Source organism: Corallococcus llansteffanensis, assembly GCF_003612055.1.
GTDB lineage: Bacteria > Myxococcota > Myxococcia > Myxococcales > Myxococcaceae > Corallococcus > Corallococcus llansteffanensis.
On sequence record NZ_RAWB01000562.1, the window covers coordinates 1 to 6,508 of the forward strand.

Here is a 6,508-nt window from a genome sequence, read left to right on the forward strand (position 1 = left end):
ATGCTGCCGAGCAGAGGCTGGCGGAGCGGTTGGATCGGCTCGTCGCGGAGCTGCGCAGGCGCACGGAAGGCCTGGACGTGGCTCCGGACCTCACGCGGCAGCTCGTGCAGATCTACACCTCCGCCACGGGGGAGCAGACCGCGACCCAGCGCATGGACGTGAACCAGGCGCTGGACGCCTGGCAGGAGAAGCTGAAGAAGCGCTTCCCGAAGTGAGCTGAGACAGGCATTCCCCGGAGAGCGCGCGGACAGAGGTGCTTCCGCAGCGGGGAAGCGGTGGGATGGGTGGACGCCGGCACGAGGCCGTGCCATGGGGAGAGGTGTCCCCGTCGAGCGGCAGGCAGCCGAGCGGGGCCAGCGCGGACCGGGTTGTTTCAAACGACGGCGGTGCGCGCGGTACCCTCACCCGATGGCCGGCGCCCCCATGAGCACTCCAGGAATTCCCGACCCGGCGCCGGAGCGCGGCACCCCGCCGGTCGTGGATCCGCTGGTGTCGATGCGGCTGGGCGAGTTCGTCATCGAGGAGCGCATCGGCGCGGGCGGCATGGGCGTGGTGTACCGCGCGGTGCATCCGCTCATCGGCAAGCAGGCAGCCGTCAAGGTGCTGCGGGCGGAGCTGATGTCGCCGGAGCAGGAGCAGCGGCTGCTGGTGGAAGCGAAGGCGGTGAACGCCATCCGGCACCCGGGCATCCTGGACATCTTCAACTGCGGCGCGCTGCCGGATGGGCGTCCGTATGTCGTGATGGAGCTGCTCCAGGGCCGGTCGCTGGAGGACGTGCTGCGCGAGCAGGGCCGGTTGAACATCGGGATGACGGTCTGGGTGTTGGATCAGCTCCTGTCGGCGCTCGCGGCGGCGCACCGGGCGGGCGTGGTGCACCGGGATTTGAAGCCGGACAACGTGTTCCTGGTGGAGGTGCCGGACACGGCGCCCACCCTCAAGCTCGTGGACTTCGGCATCGCGCAGGTGATGCAGGAGGAGCCGCCGCCGCCGTCCGGAGCGAAGCGTCCGTCCGGAGCGAAGCGCCCGATGACGGGCACGCCGGAGTGCATGTCCCCGGAGCAGATCCGTGGGGGCCCGGTGGGTCCGGCGGCGGACCTCTACGCGGTGGGCATCCTCGCGTTCCAGATGTTGACGGGAGCCCGTCCGTTCCAGGGCGAGCACATGCAGGTGATGTTCGCGCAGGTGGAGCAGCCGCCGCCTGCGCCCTCCACGCGGGCGGAAGGCATCGCGCCCGGGCTGGATGCGCTGGTGCTCCAGTTGCTGGAGAAGGACCCCGCGCGGCGTCCGGCGTCTGCCCAGGCCGTGCGCGAACAACTCCATCAGCTCGCGCGGGAGCTGTCCCTGGAGGGGCCGAAGGGAAGCATCCTCGCGTTCACGCCGCCGACCTTCGCGGCCCCCCTGCCGTCCGTCATGCCGCAGCCGACGACGCGTTGGGGCCGTGCGCCCATCGCGATGGCGGCCGTCGTGGCGCTGGCGTTCCTGGGCATGGGAACGGGCGTGCTGACTTGGGCGCGGGAAGATGCGCCGGAGGCACCTGCTGCAGTGAAGGCTGCTTCCGACGCGGTTCCGGAGACGCAGCATCCGGTGCGGCCGCTCGACACGTGGGAGACGGTGCTGATCCGAAGCCGTGCTCCGGCGGTCCTGCGCCCGTCCGCCGTCATGCTTCCCGCGGGTGGGCCTGAAGCGGCATTGGGTCCCGTCCAGTAACTGCATTCCAAGATGTGGGTGGCGGTCCTTCCTGGAAAGTCGGAGCGCAAAGGTTGCAGTCAATGCCGACCCTTGCGCCTCGCAAGCCGCTCAAGACCTTTCGCCTTATCTGCACGAGCACGAGAGGTTTTGTCGCTGGGTATGCAAGGGCATGGCTATGGTCCAGCGCCCGCGCGGGCGTCCCGCATGAAAACCAACCGCCCTTCCAGTCCAGAAGGAGTGGAGACCGCCACGATGAGGCCACCGGCCACCGCGAGGTCTCGCTCTTCCATCACTCCGCTCTCGGATCCCCTGCTCTCCTCCCAGTTGGGAGATTTCGTCATCGAGGAGCGCATCGGCGCCGGAGGCATGGGCGTCGTCTATCGGGCCACGCACTCCCTCATTGGCAAACAGGCGGCCATCAAGGTGCTGCGGGCGGAGCTCGTGTCTCCGCAACTCTACGAACGGCTGTTGGTGGAGGCCCGTGCGGTCAATGCCATCCGCCATCCGGGCATCATCGACATCTTCGGATTCGGCACCCTCCCGGATGGGCGACCCTACGTCATCATGGAGTTGCTGCACGGACGGCCGCTCTCCGACTTCGTCCACGCACAGACACGGCTGGACGTGCCCACCACCCTCTGGGTGTTGGATCACATGCTGGCCGCGCTGGGAGCGGCCCACCGGGCGGGCGTGGTGCACCGCGATTTGAAGCCGGCCAACGTGTTCCTCGTGGAGCTGCCGGGCGCCGCGACCACGCTCAAGCTGGTCGACTTCGGCATCGCCAAGCTGCTGGAGTCCCGCGACAGTCCCACCACCGTCGACGGCACCATCCTGGGCACTCCGGAGTTCATGGCGCCCGAGCAGATCCGCGGAGGCACCATCGGTCCGGCGACGGACCTCTACGCGGTGGGCATCATGACGTTCCAGATGCTCACCGGCGTGCGGCCGTTTCAGGGTGACCCGATGCAGGTGCTGTTCGCCCACGTCGATCAGCCACCGCCCCTGCCGTCCACGCGCGCGGAGGGCATTCCCCCGGAGCTCGACACGCTGGTGCTCCACCTGCTGGCGAAGGATCCCGCCCTGCGGCCGGCTTCCGCGGAGGCCGTGCGGCAGCAACTCCGGCGCATCTCTTCACTTCCGCTCCCGGGCTCTCTGCCGGTGCCCGTTCGCGGTGCGCGTCACGCTCCAGCTCGTGCGTCCGCCAGCGCCTCGCCGCACACGGAGAGCTTGAGCACCGTGAGCCTCGCTGCCTCACTGCGCACCGGAAGTCGCGGCTGGATGGTGGGCGGCGCCGTGTTGCTCGCGGGGCTGGGGGGAGGAGCGTTGTGGCTGGGCCGCTCGGCTTCGTCGACGGAAGTCACGCCCATCGCGAAAGAGACTCCATCCACGCCGCCTACCGATAAGGAGGCCCTGGCGGCCCAGGAAGCCCTGGCGGCCCAGGAAGCCCTGGCGGCCCAGGAAGCCCTGGCGGCCCAGGAAGCCCTGGCGGCCAAGGAAGCCCTGGCGGCCAAGGAGGCCCAGGCGGCCAAGGAGGCCCAGGCGGCCAAGGAAGCCCAGGCGGCCCAGGCGGCTAAAGAGGCCCAGGCGGCTAAAGAGGCCCAGGCGGCCCAGGCGGCCAAGGAGGCCCAGGCGGCCAAGGAGGCCCAGGCGGCCAAGGAGGCCCAGGCGGCCAAGGAGGCCCAGGCGGCCAAGGAGGCCCAGGCAGTCAAGGAGGCCCAGGCAGTCAAGGAGGCGCAGGCGGCCAAGGAGGCTCAGGCGGCCAAGGAGGCTCAGGCGGCCAAGGAGGCTCAGGCAGCCAAGGAAGCCCAGGCGGCCAAGGAGGCTCAGGCGGCCAAGGCGGCTCAGGCGGCCAAGGCGGCCAAGGAGCCCACCGTTGCCGCGTCTCCGAGCACCGCGACACGCCCCGCGCGGCCAGTGCTTCCCCGGAGCACTGACTCCGAGCGGCGCTTGGCGACGAGGCTGGATTTGCTCTACGACCGGCTCTTCGACCGAAGCCCTGGAGGGAATCCCCCGAAGGATCTTCTCGCTGGCCTGCTCCGGCACCACCAGTCAGCCGTTGTCGCGAGCAACGAATACGAGCGGGGGACGATCCGAGATGCCCTCGGCAGGTGGGAAGAGGACTTCAATCGACGTCTGCCGCGTCCCGCGCCCGAGGTTGTCGCCCCGCCTCCGGCAATTCCCGCCGAACCACCACCAGTCCCCGTCATTTCGAAACCGGCGCCACCCCTGTCTACCGCCACGCTGAAGGCGCTGAAGGATGTACGGAGGGGCACCAAGGCGGAGCAGAAGCTGGCCCTGCGGCTGGAACAGCTCACCGGAGAGTTTCAGGAACGAACCGGAGGAAATGACACGTCCGGCCTCGGCAGGCAGCTCCGCGAGTTCTATTACCGCGCAGCCCAGGAGCAGACGGCCAAAGAACGCATGGACCTGAACCTGATGCTGGATGCCTGGCAGCAGCAGCTGAGAACGCCCTTACCCAGGTGATCAACGCGGGCCGCAGCTCGCGCTGCCCAGGAAGTCAGCCACGACCCTGGATGGGTCATCCCATCGGATCATCGGCGTCCGGTGGAAGCGTTCTTCGTGAGGTTTGAATGCTCCGCGAACGCGTGGCTATGTTCGCTGCGCCCGCGCCCATGAAAAGCACTCGCTCCTCAAGAATCGATTCCGAGAAGTCCGTGCGCCCGGAGTCGCGGTCCGCCGCTCCCGTGGATCCGCTGCTGGGCATGCAGCTGGGTGAATTCGTCATCGAGGAGCGCATCGGGTCAGGCGGGATGGGCGTGGTGTACCGCGCCGTGCATCCCCTCATTGGCAAACAGGCGGCCATCAAGGTCTTGCGCCTGGAACTCGTCTCCCCGCAACTGGTGCAACGCCTGCTCGTGGAGGCCCGCGCGGTCAATGCCATCCGGCACCCGGGCATCATCGATATCTTTGGATTTGGCAGCCTTCCGGATGGGCGTCCCTACGTCATCATGGAGCTGCTGCAAGGGCGACCGCTCTCCGACTTCGTCCGCGCGAAGAGCCGGATGGACGTGGAGAGCGCGGTCTGGGTCCTGGATCAAATGCTGGCCGCGCTGGGCGCCGCGCATCGGGCGGGCGTGGTGCACCGCGACCTGAAGCCCGCGAACATCTTCGTGGTCGAATCGCCGGGGACTCCAACCGCCATCAAGCTGGTCGACTTCGGCATCGCCAAGTTGCTGGAGTCGCGAGAGAGCCCCCTCACCTCGGATGGCTCCATCCTGGGCACCCCGGACTTCATGGCGCCGGAGCAGATCCGCGGAGGCACCGTGGGTCCGGCGACGGACCTCTACGCGGTGGGCGTGATGCTGTTCCAGCTGCTCACGGGTGAGCGTCCGTTCCAGGGCGACTCCGTCCAGTTGATGTTCGCGCACCTGGATCAGTCGCCGCCGATGCCCTCGTCGCGCGTCCCGGGCATCCCACCGGAGCTCGACACCCTGGTGCTCCACCTGCTGGCCAAGGACCCCTCCCTGCGGCCCGCTTCCGCAGAGGCAGTGCGGGAACAGCTGAAGCGCCTCCCGCTGCACGTGGCGCCCCATGCACCGGACGTCACGAGGCGCGACGCAGCTCCCTCGCTACCGCCGACCACTACGGGCGCCGACACGTTCACTCCCGACACACTCGAGGCCCTCAAGGCCTTGCGGAGTCCGCGAGGACTCGGAGCGTGGGTGGCCGGGGCGCTGTTGCTCTTGAGCGTGGGCGTCGCGGCCGTCTGGCCCAGGCACCCGGGCTCGGAGCCGGCGCCCCCTGATCCCCCCCGCTTCCCCGTCAAATTGGGCGACGCGGGCATTCAGACTGACGCGGGCATTCAGACTGACGCGGGCATTCAGACTGACGCGGGCATTCAGACTGACGCGGGCATTCAGACTGACGCGGGCATTCAGACTGACGCGGGCATTCAGACTGACGCGGGCATTCAGACCGACGCGGGCACCAAGACTCCCATCGGGCACAAGCAGGAACAGAAGAAGCTTCTCTTGCGCATCAGTAGGCTCTTCACGGAGTTGAACCGCCGCAGCAAGGGAAAGACGCAACCTGCGGATCTGCAGGAAGGATTGGTGCAGCTCCGCCGCTCCGCCGCCCGTACAACCACGGTGCAGGAGTGCAAGTACATCCACGACGCGCTCAACGGGTGGGAAGCCCGCTTCAACGAGCATCTGCCCCCGCCCTAACCCCGGTCGTCCTCGTCCTCGTCGTCCAGACCTTCGGGCGACTCCAGGAGCCGACGCGCACGCTCCATCATCTCCACGACGATCTGCCCCGCGGGCTGCACGGTGTCGATGCGGGACATGCTCGCGCCCCCCGCCGGCAGGCTCATCTCCTCGATGTCCCCCTGCGTGTCCGGCGTGGGCAGGAAGGCGCTGAACTTCGGCATCACGTACTGCACGTCCAGCACGCCGGGAAACAGCCGCGTCGTCCCGATGGCCTCCGGCGCCTGCGCCGGCTTCGGCACGCGTGACTCGCGCCCCGCCCACTCGCGCACCACGCGGTTGCGGATCACCCGCATGCGCGTGCCCGGCCACTCCGGCCCGAACAACGTCGTCATCGTCGTGTCGCCCGCATCCCCCTCCACCAGTCGCTGCTTGTAGAGCGGGTGCGCGTACGCCTCCACCGACGCGACGAGCCGCGTGCCCACCCAGACGCCGTCCGCGCCGTGGTACAGCGCCCGCGCCGCGCTGAAGCCGTCCGCGATGCCTCCCGCCGCCAGCACCGGCACCTCCGCCGACAGCGCCCGGAGCTCGCGCACGAGCGCCAGCATCGGCGTGCTGCCCAGGTTGCGCCCTCCCGCCTGCCGCCCCTGGGC

Annotated in this window: 4 protein-coding genes and 1 pseudogene; 4 read left to right on the plus strand and 1 reads right to left on the minus strand. The window is 69.0% G+C overall.

What is annotated here, in order from left to right; all coding sequences use genetic code 11:
* From D7V93_RS35065 to D7V93_RS35085, 4 genes and pseudogenes are all read left to right on the plus strand, one after another.
* Positions 1-215, plus strand: a pseudogene (locus D7V93_RS35065) (serine/threonine protein kinase); the annotation flags it as partial.
* A gap of 208 nt (positions 216-423) precedes the next feature.
* The gene (locus tag D7V93_RS35070) at positions 424-1,707 is read left to right on the plus strand and encodes a serine/threonine-protein kinase (RefSeq protein WP_120647514.1); all 1,284 of its coding nucleotides are present in this window, start codon (positions 424-426) and stop codon (positions 1,705-1,707) included.
* 12 nt (positions 1,708-1,719) lie between these two features.
* A complete protein-coding gene (locus tag D7V93_RS47025) occupies positions 1,720-4,173 on the plus strand; it encodes a serine/threonine-protein kinase (protein WP_244237689.1) in 2,454 nt (817 codons plus the stop codon).
* Positions 4,174-4,364: 191 nt separating this feature from the next.
* The gene (locus tag D7V93_RS35085; RefSeq protein ID WP_158623935.1) at positions 4,365-5,876 is read left to right on the plus strand and encodes a serine/threonine-protein kinase; all 1,512 of its coding nucleotides are present in this window, start codon (positions 4,365-4,367) and stop codon (positions 5,874-5,876) included.
* On the opposite strand, the gene D7V93_RS35090 is transcribed toward D7V93_RS35085, so the two are convergent.
* On the minus strand, positions 5,873-6,508 hold a 636-nt coding region (locus tag D7V93_RS35090; RefSeq protein WP_208723258.1), incomplete at its 5' end, for an NAD(P)H-dependent flavin oxidoreductase. The two genes, D7V93_RS35085 and D7V93_RS35090, sit on opposite strands and share 4 nt — an antisense overlap.